Genomic DNA, 13,940 nt, shown 5'->3' with positions numbered 1-13,940 from the left:
GCTATGGGCGCAGCGGATCAGACTGGCGGCTTCGCAATGCCCTCAGTCCACCGTGATCTGGCGCTTGCGAATCACGCCGGCCCAGCGCGCGCTGTTTTGCTCAATCGTGGTGGCCAGTTCCTGCGGCGTGCCGCCGCTGGGCTCCATGCCGAGCGTGGCCAGCTTCTCCTTGAGCGCCGGGTTCGCCAGGACTTCAAGCGCCTGGTGATTGATGCGGGCGATCACCTCCCTGGGCGTGCCTGCCGGCGCCATCAGCGCATACCAGGATACCGCCTCGAACCTGGGGAAGCCCTGCTCGGCAATGGTGGGCACGTCGGGCATCACCGCCAGGCGTTTCTGGCTGGCCACGCCGAGCGCGTGGAGCTTGCCCGCCTTGACGTACGGCAACGCCGACGAGACCTGCGCGAACATCATGGTCACCTGGCCCCCGACCAGGTCGGTCATGGCCGGGCTCACGCCCTTGTAGGGAATGTGGTTGAGCTTGACCTTGGCGTCCAGCTGCAGCAACTCGCCCGCCAGGTGCGCCTGGCTGCCGGCCCCGGGCGAGGCAAAGGTCAGCTCGCCCGGCTTTTGCGCCGCCAGCTTGAGGAGATCCGCGAGGGAAGCGGCAGGGACGTTGGCACCGACCACCAGCACGTTCTGCGCCGTCGCCAGCATCGTCACCGGCACCAGGTCTTGCGCCTTGTACGGCAGGCTGCGGAACAGTGAAGGATTGACGGCGATATTGCCCACCGGCACCACTGCCAGCGTATAGCCATCCGGCGCGGCCTTGGCCGCCTGCTCCACGCCAATGGTGCCGGCCGCGCCCGCCTTGTTCTCCACCAGCACGCTTTGGCCCCACGCCTTGGACAGCCCCTCGCCCACGACCCTGCCGAGCACGTCGGCGGGCCCGCCCGCCGGGAACGGCACGATCAGCCGCACCGGCTTGGACGGATAGGCCTGGGCGCTGGCCAGCATCGGCAACCCGGCAGCCAGCAATGTCATCAGGAAACGCTTCATCGACAATTCTCCACGTCAGTCGGACTATCAGGAAATCACAAAAACGGGCTCCCGGGCACGGTCAGGCCGCGCGCAAGCCGCGCTCGCTGCCGTGGCGGTCATGGACGCTGCTCCCAGGCGTCAAGGGTGCCGGTCAGCGCAAAGCCCGCGTGGTCGGCTTCGCTGGCGTAGCGCGCCAGCACGTCATAGTCCTGCGCGGTGACGCAAGCAAAGCGCGCCAGCCGCAATTGCGCGAGCCAGCCCGCGCAGGCCGGGTCGCGATGCAGGTCCAGCAGCACGGCGCGCACGCGCGCCACGGCGGCGTCGCCGGCCTGCGGCGCGGCCACCAGCGGCGGGATCGGAGACGCCGGCGTCACCGCCACGCTGCGCACCTTCGCCATCAGCTCAGGGACATGCATGCGCAGCAGGTCCAGCACATAGCTGTCGACCACGCCAACCTCGGCATCGCCGCCGATCACTGCGTCGATCACCTGGCGCGGCGTGGGGGTTGGTGCCGCCGTTGGCCGGAACAGCGTGGCAGCGCCAGCGGCAGCCTTTGCCATCAGGTAGTGCCGCGGCGCATTGAAGCCGGAGTTCGATTCCGGCAACATGCAAGCCAGCCGGCCACCAAAGGCCGGCTCCAGGGTGGCGAACGCCGCATCGTCGCGCACGATGAACTCGGTGAAGTATTCCGGCCGGTCCCCATAGCGCGGCAGCGATGGCACCGGCGCCGCCAGCAGGCGATGCCGGCTGCCCGTGCTGACGAACGGGAACCCGCACATGAAGACGCAGCCGCAGTCCGGCCGCGCCCACAGCGCGCTGACCGGCGCCGGCGCGGCATGCTCGACGTACGTCCACGCCACGCCGGCGCGCTCGCCCACGTAGGCAAACAACGCACGCCACGCCTGGGCCACCGGCGCGGCCACCGCATACATGCGCGCGTTGGCGATCATGCGTAGACGAGCTGCTGGCCAATGCCCATGCGCTCGGCCTTCTTCATGATGGCGTGGCCAAGCGCGATATCGCTCAGCGACAGGCCTCGGTGCCAGAACAGGTTGGTCTCGTCATCGCTCTGGCGGCCCGGCTTGCGGCCCGCGACGATATCGCCGAGTTCCGCGTGCAGCGTCTGCTCGGACAACCTGCCCGCCTCCACATGCGCGCGCAGCGAGCCGAACATGCCGCCCTTGCACTGCGCCCAGTCGTCCACCACCAGCTTGCTCATGATGTCGGTCAGCGACAGCTCCACCGCGCTCATGGTCCCGTACGGCACCACAAACGCGCCCGGCTTGATCCACTCGGTCTTGAGCAGCGGCGTGGGCTTGTCCAGCCGCGACGCCTCGACCACGATGTCCGCGCCCCGCACGCACGACTCCCAGTCCTGCGTGACGATGACCTTCTTGCCAAGATCCTTCTCCAGCCGCGCGGCGAACGCGTCGCGGCTTTCCGGGCGGCGCGAATGCACCCGGATCTCGTCGAAGTCGAAGAGGCTGTCGAGCAGGCGCACATTCCAGTACGACGTGCCGCGCGCGCCGATATGGCCAAGCACCTTGCTGTTGCGTCGTGCCAGGTGGCGAGCGCCAAGCGCGGTCACCGCGCCGGTGCGCGCATCGGTGATGAAGGTCGCGTCGATCATCGCCACCGGCATGCCGGTGCGAGGGTCGAACAGGTTGAGCATGGCCATCTCCGACGGCAGGCCCAGCTTGTAGTTGTCGACGTAGTCACCGACGATCTTCACGCCGGCCAGCCCCAGGGGCGCCACATAGCCCCGCAGCACATTGAAGTGGCCATTGAATGCCGGGTCTGGAATCAGGTGCACGCGCGGCTCGATCACCGTCTGCTTGTTGCCTTGCGCCAGCAGGCCCTGCTCGACCGCGTCGAGGATTTCCTTGTCGGTCATCGCGAGCTTCGCAATGTCTCGGCCGTTGATGTAAGTCAGATGGATGTCGCTCATGTTCTCTCCTTGTCTCCCGCAGTGGACGTTGGGGCGATGCACCAGCATGCATCAAGATGCCCCGCGATGGGCCATGCATCCCCATCGCGGTGCCGGCGCCGATGGCACCTGGCGCCGCCTTGGTGCACGTGGGCAAGCGCGCTGCCAGGACCCAGTGTAGGCAGCCGCACCCTTACTGTCATATGCTTATATATCCGCGCAACTTAACATCAGGTTAATAGGTTGAAATCATGAAAATGAACCTCCGGCAGATCGAAGTGTTCCGCGCAGTGATGCTCACGGGCTCGATCAGCGGCGCGTCCAAGCTCCTGTATGTGTCGCAGCCCGCCATCAGCCGGCTGATGTCGCACACCGAGCAGCGCCTGGGGCTGGAACTGTTCCGCCGCGTGAAGGGACGCCTGCATCCAACGCCGGAAGCCAGGCGGCTGCTGGGCGAGGTCAATGTGGTGTACGAGGGGATCGAGCGCGTGAACGAGATCGCAGAAGACCTCGCAACCAACCGCACGGGCAGCCTGCGCATTTCATGCAGCCCGAATCTCGGGCAGACGGTGCTGCCCCGCGCCATCGCCTCGTTTCGCGCCGCGCATCCTGCGGTGCGCATCGTCGTGCGCACGCAGATCCCGGGCAACATGCTGCGCGCCCTGCTCTCCGGCCAGGCCGAGCTGGCCGTGTCCAACATGCCGCTGGCGCATCCCAACCTGGAATCCCGGCTGCTGGTGAAGAACCCGATGGTGGCGCTGGTGCCCGCGGGGCACCCTTTGAGCGGGCGCAGCTACGTGCGCCCGGCCGAGCTTGCCGGGGAGCCATTGATCGGCTACGGCGCGGATGTGCCGTTCGGCTTGCTGGTGCGGGAAATGTTTGGCAGCGGCTTCGACGACCTCGATATGCGCATCGAAGTGGAGCAGGCGCACGTCGCGCGCGCGCTGGCGCAGGCCGGGGCCGGCATCGCGCTGGTCGATGCCATGACGGTGTTCGGGCAGGCGTGGCCCAATATCGTGGCGATTCCGATCCGGACCAAGGTCAATGCCTCGGTCCAGATCTTCAATGTCCAGTCCGAGCCGCTGTCGCGGCTGTCGCTGGAGTTTGCGCAGGAACTGGTGGCGCGGATGAAGGCTTGAGGCGTGCAGGGGCAATCAGGTCGACGCACCCGCGCCACCGCTCCTCTTCAGCGGATGCGCCAGGAAAAACCGCACCATCTCCGCGCTGGCATCGGGCCCGCTCGCATCGGTGTACGAACCATGCGTACTGCCACCCGCCCACGCGTGCGGCGCGCCATGAAGCAGCCAATACTCCGCATCAACGCCATCGCGCGACTTCAACTGACGGCGCGTGAAGGCGCGCCCGTTCTGCTTGCTCCAGCGCTGGCCGTCCTGCTCACCGTCATGCTCGAATGCTCGCAGCAACCGGTCGGCGTTAGACACATGCACCGTCGTATCCGCGTCTCCCTGGAAGACGATCAGGGGCCGCAACGGCGCGGCCTGCGCTTTCGCCATGTGTGTGCCTGCCAGCTTGCCGCCTTTCATCGCGGCGAGTGCCGAGGGCAAGTCATGCGCGCTGGCATACGGCAAGCCGGAGTGAATCCCCGCCGCGGCATACAGGTCGGGATAAGCATGCACCATCACGGCGGCCATGGCGCCGCCGGCGGACAAGCCGGCCACGTACACGCGATCGGGATCGACCGGATGGCTGGCCATGACTTCCCGCGTGATACCCGCGATCAGCGACGGCTCGCCCAGCTCGCGCTGCTGGTCGCCCGGCTTGAACCAGTTCCAGCATTTGGACGGGTTCGCCGTCGCGGGCTGGATGGGGTAAGCAACCAGGAAACCGTGCTGCCTTGCCAGCGCATTCATGCGGGTACCCGCGGCAAAATCGTCGGCGTCCTGCGTGCAGCCGTGCAGCATCACCACCAGCGGCAGGCGCTTGCCCTCGAAGCCGGCGGGCACGTAAAGCTTGTAGGCGCGCTGGCCGGCGTGTCCGGCATGGCGCATGGTGGTGAAGTGGCCGGTGTCCCGCACGCCGGGTTGCGGCGCGGGTTGCGGCACATCCGCGGGGTGTGCGCGGCCATCGCGCGCTTGCGCAGCGCCCTCCTGCGCCTGGCGTGGCAGCAGCGCCTCGACAACTTGTGCAGGCTGGAAGCCGGCATTGGGCACTGCGCTGTTGCCGCGCAACGCGCGCGCAATGACCTCGGTGGCTTCCAGCGGCCCCGCGGTGCGCAGCAGCGCCATGGCTTCCTGCATGGAAGCCAGGAATTCTTCGTTCATCTTCATCATGGTGTCCTTCTACGCGCCTTTGGCGTTGGGCTTTCCGTTGCCTGGCGGCTTAGCGGATGCGGCCGGCCAGCGCCGCCTTGACGGCGGCGGAAGCATGGAAAGCGCCCAGCACCACGATCGACTCGATCGTGGCCAGGGCAAGCTCGGGCGTGACATCGGATGCGATGCTGGCCAGTCCCAGCACATGGATATCCAGGCGCTGGTGCGCGGCTTGCGCCGCCTCCAGGTCCTGGCGGGAGAAATGCTGCAGGCCAAGCACCAGCGCGCGCCGCGTCACGGTCTCGCTGACGGCCTGCGCGTGGATCGCAAGCTGGTTGCGGATCGCGGTGCGGATCAGGTCGGTACGGTTTGAGTAAAAGCCTTCCTCGACCAGCAGGTCGATCTGGCCGAGATCGACCGGACCGAGATTGATCGTGATCTTCTCGGTTTCGCCGCCTTTAGGGCGGGGTTGCGCCACAAGTGCCCTTTGTTGCTCATCCATCGTTGTTAACCATCCGGCACCATCCAAATACCATCCAATGGGATGGTTATAGGATGGAACGATCCAGTATTCAAGGACGATTGCCAATGTTTGCTGCAATCGCACATAAAAGTGCGGCCTACGGTATACGGCAACATTGCCCACCCTGGCATTCAAGCCTTTACCGGCGACCCATGAAATTTTTCGCCATGCGGCAAGGTGCCGGGGGATCCGCTCTATCCTTGGGCGTGGCTTCACGCACACCGAACCAGAGCAGCAGGGAACCAGGGATCAAGTGATCGAGAGGACATAGGAGCGATATGCCAGCCCCCGCAATGACAACGCGCCGCAGCCCACGGCATCGCCGAGTGGCGTCCTGGCTTGCCTGCGCTTGCGCAGCCCTGGCGCTATGCGCCTGCGCGCCAGACTCGGTGCGCAACTACGAGGCAAAAGGCTTCGACGCCTACCTCGACAGCGTGCAACGAGGCTGCCCGAACATGATGATCGGAAACAACAACATCAGCGATTGGCTGCGCACCGACGGTGGCCAGAACAACAGCGACTACGTGTACTGGCTCGACCAGACCTCCCGGCTTTACTACCGGCGCATCACGCCGGTGCAGTATCGCGACTCGGTCATCGGCGCGCTCGGGCAAGGCAAATCGGATACGCGCGCGGTGGATTGCATCCTCGGCAAGCTGCCTGCGCAGCGCCCTACCAGCCCGGCAGGCGACAAGCGGCCGTAGTTGCTGGGCGTGGTAGTTGGCCGTTGTAGCTGGCCATGGTTGTTGCGTGGCCGGCCAGGATAGGCGCCAACACATGAGGCGCCGGATTCGGCTATCGGGCCGATGACCTGTTCAGGGCTGCAGCGGCGCGTATGAGCGTCTTGAAGGCATCCTCATCCATTTCGTCACCCTCATGCAAATCGATAGCGCGCCGGGTGTTGCCTTCCAGGCTGGCGTTGAAAAGTCCTGAAGGGTCCTCGAGCGAAGCGCCCTTGGCGAAAGTCAGCTTCACAACGCTCTTGTAGGTCTCGCCGGTGCAGATCAGTCCATCGTGAGACCAGACCGGAACGCCTCTCCACTTCCACTCCTCGACCACCTCAGGGTCAGCCTGTTTGATGAGAGCGCGGACATGGGCGAGCGTCTTGCCCCGCCAATCGTCCAGTTCCTGGATCCTGGCATCGATCAGCCGGGAAGGGGATTCGCCCTGGGGCGTTGCGCTCTTTTTCATAGGGATTGCACCTGATTCGGCTGTTTTACTAGCTTGCTTGCATAGCCGGCTCGCCGTTCCCTGAGCCGCACCGCGCCTGAATAGGCGGCATTGAATCTAGCATACCCCGTTGGTTCATGCTGCATGATCGCTATCGACCATACGGCGTCGTGGCGACATGGTGACACGCTTCAGATTGCTGCCGGCCGTCGCCAGATGACATGGTTTTGTCAGCCGATACTGGCGCGCTGCGGTCGGCTACACTTTGCCGACTCTACCCTCTCAGACATGCGCGAAGGAAATGGCAAATCAAGGCGACATCAGCATCGGCGAAGACAAATGGATCCCGTTCATCGACCTGCAAGGGAAGCACCACGACGCGGTGGGCATCGACGAGTGGCTCGTCCCTATCCTGCCCTTGCTTGACTGGCTCGAAACGGAATGCGTCGCGGACTGTTGCGGCATTGACGCCTATGGTTTCTGGCCTGATGCCATTGCCCGGGCGGCGATGCAAGCCGGGCTCCCCGATCTTGCCGAACGGATTGCACAGGTAAGAGAACGCGTCGCCGGCGCTGGCGGCGACGTGTTCCTCAGCCACAGGATGAACAACTACTTCGACAGGCAGGTCTTGCTTCAACTGATCGACCATATCGCTGCCTGCCTTGCGTCCGGCGCGCGCGATCGTGAGCCGTACTGACGGACACGCAAATCGCGCCCGTCATCAAAGTCAGCGGACGATCGGGTAAGTCAGTGGATTCTTGGGCAGTCATGGAACCGCGGATTTCGTAGAACATCGTGTGTCACCAAACCTGGAGAAATGAGCGTGCACACGGATGTAACATTTGACTCCGACGGGCTCCGCCTGGCCGGAGCCCTGCATCTCCCCCCCAACCTTGCCAGCGGCGAGCGACGTCCAGCCATCGCCGTGCTGCATGGGTTCGGCAGCAACAAGGATGACGGTATGGTGCAGCTGGCGACGCGCCTGTTTTCTTCGCTGGGCTATGTGGTCCTGCGCTTCGACATGCGGGGCTGCGGTAACAGCGAAGGCGAGCGCGGCAAGGTACTGTGCGAGGACCAGGTGCGCGACACGCGCAATGCGGTCAGCTACTTGCAGAGCCTTTCCGAGGTGGAGCCAGCGAAAATTGCTGTGATGGGCCACAGCTTCGGCGCGGCCGTGGCGGTCTATGCGGCCGGCGTTGACCCTCGCATCGTGGCCTGCATCTCATCGGCCGGATGGGGCGACGGGGAGGTAAAGCTGCGTCAGCAACATGCCGGGCCGGGCGAATGGCAGCGCTTCGAGGCAATGGTGGAAGAAGGCCGTGCCCGATTGGCCATGGGCCAGTCGATGCAGGTCTCGCGCTTTGACATCGTGCCGATCCCCGCCGCGATGCGCAGCAATCTGCCTGCGGGAAGCTTCATGGCGTTCCCGTTCGAGGTGGTCGAAAGCATGCTGGGCTTTCGGCCGAACGCAGTGGTCGGAGACATTGCCCCGCGCCCGCTCCTGCTGCTGCATCCGGCGGACGATTCGGTCACCCCTACGGACCAGTCGATCGCGCTGTTCCGCAACGCCAGGATGCCGGTCGAACTGCACCTGTTCTCGGAAATCGATCATTTCATCTTCTCCGACGACAACCGGGCTGTCCTGAACCTGGTCACGGACTGGCTGTACAAGTTCTTCCCGGTCCACCAGGCGCCATCGGGGGCCGCATGACGGCGCGCCCCCCGACCATGATCAGTGCAGCCCGGCTGCAAACCTTCGCGCAGGCGCTACTTGCCTCGGCGGGGCTGCACGAACCTGGCGCCTCACTGGTGGCGCAGAGCCTGGTGTGGGCTGACCTGCGTGGTTCTCCCGGACATGGGGTAGCGCGCATCCCGCAGTACATTGCGTGGCTGGCCTCGGGCGACATGAATGGCCGGGCACAACCGCGCCCGGTGCTCAGCCTGCCAGCGCTAACCGTTGTCGAAGGGGATCGCTGCGCCGGTGCGCTGGGCATGCGCATTGCCGCCGGGCAAGCCATTGCCGCTGCGCGCCAGGCCGGGGCGAGCCTGGTGCTCTTGCGGGAGACAACGCATACCGGCGCGCTCGGCTTTCACACCGCTCATGTGGCCAGTGCGGGCATGTTTGCCATGGCGATGGCCGCGTCGGGACCGTTGATGGCCTACCATGGCGCCTCGGTGGCTGGCGTCTCAACGGCTCCGCTGTCCATGGCCTGCCCTGGCCTCGTCGAGCCGATCGTGTTCGACATGGCTTCGGGTGCGGTTGCCTTCGGCAAACTGATGCAGGCTCGGGCAGCCGGCCGGCCGCTCGAGCCGGGCTGGGCCATCGATGCCATGGGTAACCCCACCACGGACGCCCATCAGGCGACAACGCCGCTGCCATTGGGCGGCCCGAAAGGCTCGGGCCTCGCGCTGATGGCCGAGATCGCCTGCAGCCTGCTGACCAACCATCCGATCCTGGCACCCGCGCTGCTTGCTTCCCCTGCGGTTCATCGGCACACGCAGAACGCGTGGATGCTCGTCATCGATATCGCTCAGGTGCTGGACCCCTCCATGTTTCAAGCGCAGTTGAGCGAGCTCGCGGAGGCCATCCACAATCTGCCGGCGTCTTTCGAAGGCCCTCCACGGCTGCCGGGAGAACGCGGCTACGCCGAATCCCGGGAGCGGGGCGTGAGCGGAATTGCCTTGGCGGGTGTAACCGCTGCCGCGCTGGAAAAACTTGCCAGCCAGGCGGGCATTCGCGCTCCCTGGGCGTAGCATGGCCGGGAAGTCACATTCAAACGCGCACACGGATACGGGCCTGCCGGCCACCGGGCCCGCGGCGCCTTGACGCGTACAAACGAGAAGGGCTGACTAGTCGAGCCTTGCCGACGTGTCGGAGCCAGCGATGCACGGGGCGTATTCGACGCTTGGATCGTCAGCGGCCCCCTTCCCTTCGTCTCCGTGTAGCCCTTGTTTCACGTTTGGGCAAATCGACAGAGACTGCCCCCCTTGACGACTGCCTGACAGATGACATAATTCCAACCTATTGCAAACGTTTGCATAAATGGGATGATCGAGTGGCTTGTCGGCGTGTTTGGGTCGAGCACTGGGTTCACGCAAGGCGAAGCCTTGCTCCACGGCTTTCCGCGCGTGAGCACGATCCCCCCAAGGCATTGATGAGGAGACACCCTGAATGGCAAAGGACCGCCAGCTACGCATCATTCACGGCAGCTTCGGCCGTGCCACCCTTCATCGCATATCGGGGCCGCTCGTCGCGCATGCCCATGCGGAGTTCCATCTGATCTTCAAGTTCGGCGGCACGGATGCGACATTCAAGATCGACGGCCACGCGCAGACACTGACCGACGGATGCGCGCTGCTGATCAATCCCTGGTCGACGCATGCGAAGAGCGCTAAGGAGGGCTCGCCCTCGCTGCTACTCGCCTTGCTGCTGGAGCCGGAATGGCTCGGACGCACGCTCGGCGTCGACAATCCTGCCAGCGGCCTGCGCTTCAGCAAAACGCTGGCGCGCATGGATGCGGATACCGTCGCATCATTGACAGAGTTGGGTACCCGCCTGGCCCGGGACCTGGCTGACGATTCGGCGATTGGCTCGGTAGATTGCGAGGCCGCCGTCGCGGAACTGGCACGCAGGGTATCGGCCTGCCATCTTCAGCGGCGGTCCATGACCGAAGTGCTGGCAAACACCAGACCGCTGGACTACCGGATCAAGCGCGCGACCGAGTACATACGCAACCATGCGGGGGAAAATCCCAACGTGGAGACGGTCGCCAGCGCGGTGGGCATGTCCCGCAGCCGGCTCTTCCACCAGTTCAAGGCCTGCATGGGCATTTCGCCGCAGCAATACCTTGACTGGATCCGAATCGGCATCGCCACCCGACTGCTGGCTCAACGGCATGCCAGCATCGGGGACGTAGCAGACCAGCTCGGATTCAGCGCGCAAGGACACTTCACGCGCTTTTTCGTCCAACACTTGGGGCTTAGCCCGTCGGAGTTTCGCCGCATCGGCATGCCGGGCGATGCACAAGGCGACTGAGACGCCCGACGCCGCCCGGCGTCAACTGTGTCAACTGCCGTCAACCGCGCAGCGAGCGCGACAACTTGTCCTGGATCGCCGCGTCGAATACTGCCTTGGGCAGCATGCCGTGCACAGTCTTGGCCGGGATCGACGTGTAGTTGCTGGCCGTCTGGTTGGAGTACTGGGTGATACGGAATCCCGCGGTAATGCTAGCGAGCGAGTACACGTCCTGAGGATCCATGCCGGTCGCAGCGCTCACCCAGTTGAGCATCTGCCGCAGGCAGGCGACCAGCGCCTCGTCGAGATTGTTGCCGAAGCCGAGAATGATCCAGTGGCCGGGCGTCTCTGCCATCGGCAGGGACAAGGGCCGCTGCTTGTGCAGGAAATACTGGATCTGCATGTCCTCCATCGCGGTTTCAATGGCGGTCTGATTGACCACGCCGTCGCCTTGGGCGGCGTGCGAATCGCCTGTCCAGATCATCGCGCCCGGCCGCTGGACCGGCAGGAACAGTGACGTACCCTCAACCAGCTCGCGCAACACGAGATTGCCGCCATACCGACCGCTGAGGATGGCGCTGACCGGTTCGTCGCCGGCGGGCTGCACCGCCATCACGCCCTGGAACGGCGCCAGCTTGATGTGGATGCCCGGCGCGAACTCGGTGTACTGCCGGCTCTCGTCAAATTTGAAATAGCGCAGGTACGGCTTTGGAAAGTCGTTGGGCAGTGCACCGACACCTTTGGGTGCGGAGTTCCATCCCCAGCCGATCGGACGCAACTTGACCATCCGGCACTCCACCACGTCGCCGGGCATCGCCCCGCGTAGTTCCACGGGCCCGACGTTCGAGTACGGCCCTTGCGGAAATCGCTTGCGCACCGGTTCGCGATCCTCGAAGCTCATGCCGTACGCGGCGCCGTTGGCCCAGTTCACCCAGGTATTGGGATACATCACGAGATCGCCGGACTCGATGCTGGCGGCCGGCGTTGCCTTGGGGTCGAGAATGCCGACGTGCACGGTCTGCGTGGCCGACTCGATCCGGTGGATCTTGCCCGGTTTGATTGCGGGGAGTGGAACCGCACCCGGTTCGGCAACCGGTGCGTTCCGCCCCAACGTCACCTGCGCCGCTGCCTGCAGCGAAGCGGCTCCCAGGCCGAGGGCACCTGCAGCCTTCAGCCAATGTCTCCTGTCGATCATCATCGTTTTGGTTCCTTTCGATTGTGCCGTCCGCGGCACCACTGCGCTGGACGGCAAGATGCAGCACATCAGCGCAGTTGCGCGACGTACTGCGCAACGGCGAGGATCTCTTCGTCCGTCATCAACGGCACAAGCAGGCTCATCAGCTTGCCCGGACCGCCACGTGTGCCGGATTTCCACGCTTGGAGCTGCCTGGCCACGTATTCCGGCTGCTGGCCGGCAATGCGCGGAAAGTCGGGCGCGATGCCTTCCCCATTTGGCCGATGGCATGTCACGCAGGCCGGCAGGTGATTGGACGGATTGCCCTTCCAGTAGATGATCATGCCCGCCCCGACCAAGTGCGGCAGGGCGGCCTGTCCGCGCGCGGGTGCCTGGCGGCTAAAGTAGCGAGCCACTTCGCGCATCTCCATTTCACTCATGCTTTGCACCACGGCAGCCATCGTGGCGTCCTGGCGCAGTGCCGGCTCGCTGGCGCCGGCCTTGAACTGCCGCAGTTGCTTGAACAGGTAGTCTTCGTTCTGACCCGCTAGGCTGGGGTATTCCTTCTGCGCGCTCTGGCCTGTGTTGCCGTGGCATGCCGCGCAGACTTGCTCAACGATCAGCCGCGCGGGCCGCGATTCGCCTGCCTCTGATGCGGGCTGCGCCAGCGCAGGCACGGCCAGCGTGCACAACGCGAGCAAGCGGGCAGACAGCCGGCGGCGCTCCATGGGATGTTTCACGTTGGAATCCTCACAACAAGACAATGCCCGATCTAGTTCAGGTAGCCGCCGGTTTTGGTGACGATCTGGTGCGCGCGCCGCGTTTCGCTGGTCAGACGGCTGGTCAGGCCGATCACGCCGGTCTGGCTGAAGGCGGTGTCAATGCTCTGGCCGGCCAGCCTGGCGCGGATGTCGGCATCGTTCATGATGGCGCGGACCTCGCTGCGCAGCCGCTCGGTCACCGGCGCCGGCGTGCCCTTGGGGGCGAACAAGCCATACCAGACGGTAATGTCGTACCCGGGAATGCTCTCAGCCACCGTGGGCACGTTGGGCAGGCCCTGGAGCCGGCTCGCGGTACCGACGGCCAGCAGCCTCAGTTTGCCGGCGTTCACATGGGGCATGTACTCCAGCAGCGGGCCCGTCGCCAGGTCGATGTGTCCGGCGATCATATCGTTGATGGTTGGGCCGCTGCCCTTGTAAGGGATATTGGTGATGTCGACACCAGCCATCGTCTTGATCATTTCGAGCGGATAGCTGGTCGGGCCACCGTAGTTGACCTTGCCGGGATTCGCCTTGGCGTAGGCAATCAGTTCGGTGACGGACTTGTATGGTGTGTGCGGATTCGTAACCAGCACAAGCGGCGACTCGCCCAGTGGCGCAACAGGCACCACGTCGCGCGTCACGTCGTAGGGCAGCTTGCGGTAGAAGGCGGCGTTGACCGCGTGGATGCTGTTCAGGATGCCGATCGTATGGCCGTCCGGCGCCGCGCGCACAAGCGCCTCCGCGCCGATGTTGCCGCTGGCGCCCGGTCGGTTCTCCACCACGACTGGTTGTCCCAGCGCTTTCGACAAGCGTTGCGCCACGGCCCTGGCCAGTACGTCGTTGATGCCTGCCGGCGGGAACGGCACGATAAAGACGATAGGCTTCGAAGGCTTCCAGTTGGCCTGTGTATTTGTGTCCGCTTGCGCTGCGTTGGCGGCGGCGGGCCGCAGGCCTGCGAGTGCCACGGCCAGTGCGGCGGTGATGGCCGCAGTGATGGCGGCAAATGTGGCCACCCGCTGAGGGGCGCTGAGGAATGATGGAAGCTTCCGGCTTTGCATTGACTCTTGTCTCCTGGTGAATCGCGAGGCGTGGGCGATGCGGTCAGCCCAGGCTCACACT

The 13,940-nt window shown here is 64.9% G+C and carries 15 protein-coding genes; 6 read left to right on the top strand and 9 right to left on the bottom strand.

Translation table 11 applies throughout. The features are described from left to right. Window positions 1–42: 42 nt before the first annotated feature. The 3 genes from AC1Q7Q_RS10820 to AC1Q7Q_RS10810 form a co-directional block, all read right to left on the bottom strand. Window positions 43–999, bottom strand: coding sequence for a Bug family tripartite tricarboxylate transporter substrate binding protein (locus tag AC1Q7Q_RS10820; RefSeq protein WP_492372255.1), 957 nt, complete (start codon window positions 997–999; stop codon window positions 43–45). A 98-nt stretch (window positions 1,000–1,097) separates the two neighbouring features. Then, the gene (locus tag AC1Q7Q_RS10815) at window positions 1,098–1,931 is read right to left on the bottom strand and encodes a phosphate/phosphite/phosphonate ABC transporter substrate-binding protein (protein ID WP_492372256.1); all 834 of its coding nucleotides are present in this window, start codon (window positions 1,929–1,931) and stop codon (window positions 1,098–1,100) included. Then, on the bottom strand, window positions 1,928–2,929 hold the full coding sequence (locus AC1Q7Q_RS10810) for an ornithine cyclodeaminase family protein (protein WP_492372257.1): 1,002 nt from the start codon (window positions 2,927–2,929) through the stop codon (window positions 1,928–1,930). Before AC1Q7Q_RS10810 ends, AC1Q7Q_RS10815 begins: the two co-directional genes overlap by 4 nt. Window positions 2,930–3,159: 230 nt before the next feature. Here AC1Q7Q_RS10810 and AC1Q7Q_RS10805 point away from each other — a divergent pair, with 230 nt between their 5' ends. Further along, the gene (locus AC1Q7Q_RS10805) at window positions 3,160–4,047 is read left to right on the top strand and encodes a LysR family transcriptional regulator (RefSeq protein ID WP_183033095.1); all 888 of its coding nucleotides are present in this window, start codon (window positions 3,160–3,162) and stop codon (window positions 4,045–4,047) included. Between the two features lie 15 nt (window positions 4,048–4,062). Here AC1Q7Q_RS10805 and AC1Q7Q_RS10800 read toward each other — a convergent pair whose 3' ends face one another. Both AC1Q7Q_RS10800 and AC1Q7Q_RS10795 read right to left on the bottom strand, forming a co-directional pair. Continuing rightward, a complete protein-coding gene (locus tag AC1Q7Q_RS10800; RefSeq protein WP_492372284.1) occupies window positions 4,063–5,196 on the bottom strand; it encodes an extracellular catalytic domain type 1 short-chain-length polyhydroxyalkanoate depolymerase in 1,134 nt (377 codons plus the stop codon). 52 nt (window positions 5,197–5,248) lie between these two features. After that, the gene (locus AC1Q7Q_RS10795; protein WP_492372258.1) at window positions 5,249–5,680 is read right to left on the bottom strand and encodes a CopG family transcriptional regulator; all 432 of its coding nucleotides are present in this window, start codon (window positions 5,678–5,680) and stop codon (window positions 5,249–5,251) included. 299 nt (window positions 5,681–5,979) lie between these two features. Between AC1Q7Q_RS10795 and AC1Q7Q_RS10790 the strand changes: the two genes are divergently transcribed. Then, complete coding sequence (locus AC1Q7Q_RS10790; RefSeq protein ID WP_492372259.1) at window positions 5,980–6,405, top strand: hypothetical protein; 426 nt, start codon at window positions 5,980–5,982, stop codon at window positions 6,403–6,405. 91 nt (window positions 6,406–6,496) lie between these two features. Here the strand turns inward: AC1Q7Q_RS10790 and AC1Q7Q_RS10785 are convergent, their stop codons facing one another. Then, complete coding sequence (locus tag AC1Q7Q_RS10785; RefSeq protein ID WP_492372260.1) at window positions 6,497–6,892, bottom strand: DUF1801 domain-containing protein; 396 nt, start codon at window positions 6,890–6,892, stop codon at window positions 6,497–6,499. A gap of 280 nt (window positions 6,893–7,172) precedes the next feature. Here AC1Q7Q_RS10785 and AC1Q7Q_RS10780 point away from each other — a divergent pair, with 280 nt between their 5' ends. From AC1Q7Q_RS10780 to AC1Q7Q_RS10765, 4 genes are all read left to right on the top strand, one after another. Continuing rightward, window positions 7,173–7,568: a DUF6331 family protein gene (locus tag AC1Q7Q_RS10780; RefSeq protein WP_492372261.1), complete on the top strand. Its 396-nt coding sequence runs from the start codon at window positions 7,173–7,175 to the stop codon at window positions 7,566–7,568. Between the two features lie 120 nt (window positions 7,569–7,688). Beyond that, window positions 7,689–8,582 carry an alpha/beta hydrolase gene (locus AC1Q7Q_RS10775; RefSeq protein ID WP_492372262.1) on the top strand — a complete coding sequence of 298 codons (894 nt, stop codon included), beginning with the start codon at window positions 7,689–7,691 and terminating at the stop codon, window positions 8,580–8,582. Then, window positions 8,579–9,625 (top strand): Ldh family oxidoreductase, encoded by a 1,047-nt coding sequence (locus AC1Q7Q_RS10770; protein ID WP_492387159.1) that lies wholly within the window; start codon window positions 8,579–8,581, stop codon window positions 9,623–9,625. Before AC1Q7Q_RS10775 ends, AC1Q7Q_RS10770 begins: the two co-directional genes overlap by 4 nt. Before the next feature lie 418 nt (window positions 9,626–10,043). After that, the gene (locus AC1Q7Q_RS10765) at window positions 10,044–10,907 is read left to right on the top strand and encodes a helix-turn-helix transcriptional regulator (RefSeq protein ID WP_492372263.1); all 864 of its coding nucleotides are present in this window, start codon (window positions 10,044–10,046) and stop codon (window positions 10,905–10,907) included. A gap of 40 nt (window positions 10,908–10,947) precedes the next feature. On the opposite strand, the gene AC1Q7Q_RS10760 is transcribed toward AC1Q7Q_RS10765, so the two are convergent. The 3 genes from AC1Q7Q_RS10760 to AC1Q7Q_RS10750 form a co-directional block, all read right to left on the bottom strand. Beyond that, window positions 10,948–12,084, bottom strand: a complete 1,137-nt coding sequence (locus AC1Q7Q_RS10760; RefSeq protein ID WP_492372264.1) for an acetamidase/formamidase family protein — start codon at window positions 12,082–12,084, stop codon at window positions 10,948–10,950. Window positions 12,085–12,149: 65 nt separating this feature from the next. After that, complete coding sequence (locus AC1Q7Q_RS10755; RefSeq protein ID WP_492372265.1) at window positions 12,150–12,800, bottom strand: c-type cytochrome; 651 nt, start codon at window positions 12,798–12,800, stop codon at window positions 12,150–12,152. 32 nt (window positions 12,801–12,832) lie between these two features. Then, entirely contained in the window at window positions 12,833–13,879 is a 1,047-nt protein-coding gene (locus AC1Q7Q_RS10750; protein WP_492372266.1) for a Bug family tripartite tricarboxylate transporter substrate binding protein, read from the bottom strand. Window positions 13,880–13,940: the final 61 nt, after the last annotated feature.

The organism is Cupriavidus sp. GW823-FHT07A04 (assembly GCF_058794615.1).
This window is presented reverse-complemented; position numbering and strand designations above follow the sequence as displayed.

What these genes read in the sequence shown, in the direction of transcription:
- AC1Q7Q_RS10775 (WP_492372262.1), top strand. Translation starts at nt 7,689, where the DNA reads ATGAGCGTGCACACGGATGTAACATTTGACTCCGACGGGCTCCGCCTG.
- AC1Q7Q_RS10785 (WP_492372260.1), bottom strand. Translation starts at nt 6,892, where the DNA reads ATGAAAAAGAGCGCAACGCCCCAGGGCGAATCCCCTTCCCGGCTGATC.
- AC1Q7Q_RS10765 (WP_492372263.1), top strand. Translation starts at nt 10,044, where the DNA reads ATGGCAAAGGACCGCCAGCTACGCATCATTCACGGCAGCTTCGGCCGT.
- AC1Q7Q_RS10810 (WP_492372257.1), bottom strand. Translation starts at nt 2,929, where the DNA reads ATGAGCGACATCCATCTGACTTACATCAACGGCCGAGACATTGCGAAG.
- AC1Q7Q_RS10770 (WP_492387159.1), top strand. Translation starts at nt 8,579, where the DNA reads ATGACGGCGCGCCCCCCGACCATGATCAGTGCAGCCCGGCTGCAAACC.
- AC1Q7Q_RS10800 (WP_492372284.1), bottom strand. Translation starts at nt 5,196, where the DNA reads ATGAAGATGAACGAAGAATTCCTGGCTTCCATGCAGGAAGCCATGGCG.
- AC1Q7Q_RS10790 (WP_492372259.1), top strand. Translation starts at nt 5,980, where the DNA reads ATGCCAGCCCCCGCAATGACAACGCGCCGCAGCCCACGGCATCGCCGA.
- AC1Q7Q_RS10780 (WP_492372261.1), top strand. Translation starts at nt 7,173, where the DNA reads ATGGCAAATCAAGGCGACATCAGCATCGGCGAAGACAAATGGATCCCG.
- AC1Q7Q_RS10795 (WP_492372258.1), bottom strand. Translation starts at nt 5,680, where the DNA reads ATGGATGAGCAACAAAGGGCACTTGTGGCGCAACCCCGCCCTAAAGGC.
- AC1Q7Q_RS10820 (WP_492372255.1), bottom strand. Translation starts at nt 999, where the DNA reads ATGAAGCGTTTCCTGATGACATTGCTGGCTGCCGGGTTGCCGATGCTG.
- AC1Q7Q_RS10815 (WP_492372256.1), bottom strand. Translation starts at nt 1,931, where the DNA reads ATGATCGCCAACGCGCGCATGTATGCGGTGGCCGCGCCGGTGGCCCAG.
- AC1Q7Q_RS10805 (WP_183033095.1), top strand. Translation starts at nt 3,160, where the DNA reads ATGAAAATGAACCTCCGGCAGATCGAAGTGTTCCGCGCAGTGATGCTC.
- AC1Q7Q_RS10760 (WP_492372264.1), bottom strand. Translation starts at nt 12,084, where the DNA reads ATGATGATCGACAGGAGACATTGGCTGAAGGCTGCAGGTGCCCTCGGC.
- AC1Q7Q_RS10750 (WP_492372266.1), bottom strand. Translation starts at nt 13,879, where the DNA reads ATGCAAAGCCGGAAGCTTCCATCATTCCTCAGCGCCCCTCAGCGGGTG.